The 1,160-nt window shown below is 60.1% G+C and carries 1 protein-coding gene; it reads right to left on the reverse strand.

The annotated features are described in order from the left end of the window. The coding region (locus EN852_RS34510) for an ATP-grasp domain-containing protein (RefSeq protein WP_127253950.1) at window positions 1–867 on the reverse strand (867 nt) is incomplete at its 3' end. Window positions 868–1,160 lie beyond the last annotated feature (293 nt).

Consider the following 1,160-nt stretch of genomic DNA (forward strand, 5'->3'; position numbering starts at 1 on the left):
GACAAAGGGCTGACCGGAGCGGTCGATCCGGAGGTCGACGCGGGCGTAGTCCCGGCACTGGCAGGCACGGAAGGTCGCAACCGCAATGTCCTGCAGCAAAGTTGCAAGGCTGCTCTCGACTTGCGCCGGACACATCCTGGGCAGCGCCGCGGCGTCCATGTACTTCACCTCCCAAGTCATGAGACGCGTTTGGCCGCCGCCGAAGTCATGCTCCACAGCTGGCAACACCTCTATCTCTCGGTTTCCGAGCAGCGCCACATGGATTTCTCGCCCATCTATGTATTCTTCCACGAGCGCATCCTGCGCATATTGCGTGATGATCATTTCCACTGCCTGCGTCAGCTTAGCGGGCTCATGTACGAGCTGCAAACCGAAGCTGTTGTCTTCGTGACGCGGCTTCACTACCACTGGGAATCGAAGACCCTCGGTGCTCTCGGTGCCGCTGCGCATGACGCGAAAGTTCGGCGTTGGCACGCCGCAACTGCGCATGAGCGTCTTGCTGATGACCTTATCGTCGGTCAGCCCATGCCCGAGCGGACTCGATCCGGTGTATGGAACACCGGCCATCTCAAGCATGGCAGGAACGTGGGTGAAACGGTACTCGCCTTGAATTCCCTCTGCCAAGTTGAATACTAACCCCGAAGGGCGGGCTTGCGGATCGGGTGGCATGAAGCCCTGGAGCGTGGCGAGCAGTTCTTTATCGCCTTCACACAGCAGAGTTTCGTGGCCGCCCTCTTGCAATGCCGCCATCACGCTTTTGGTTATCGCGCCGTAATGCGGCCAAGGCTGCGGCGGCTGCGGATAAGGCTGACCGAACCGGTTGATCACGCCCGTAAAATCACTGTTCCACACGACGGCTACCCGCATGAGCTACTCCTTTGATGTATGCCTTGCTGTCACGTGCATTCGTTCGGATCCGGATCTCTGTGGGAACAGCTCATCTTGACCGCACGCCTACACGAAGCCTCAAGCAATCGGCGTGCCACCGAACAGGTGGCGCGAAAAAGGGGAAGCATGTGTTTCGCGCCGCGCCGGGGCATATTTGCGCCTCAATGTGTCGGGTTCCGCACGAAACGTGTCCCGTGGTGTAGATGATACGGGCGAGTGGCGAAGGCATCTTTCAGCCTGCGGTAGCTCGCGGCGGGCAGCGCCGTCGCGCC

The organism is Mesorhizobium sp. M2E.F.Ca.ET.209.01.1.1 (assembly GCF_004010375.2).
Taxonomy (GTDB): domain Bacteria; phylum Pseudomonadota; class Alphaproteobacteria; order Rhizobiales; family Rhizobiaceae; genus Mesorhizobium.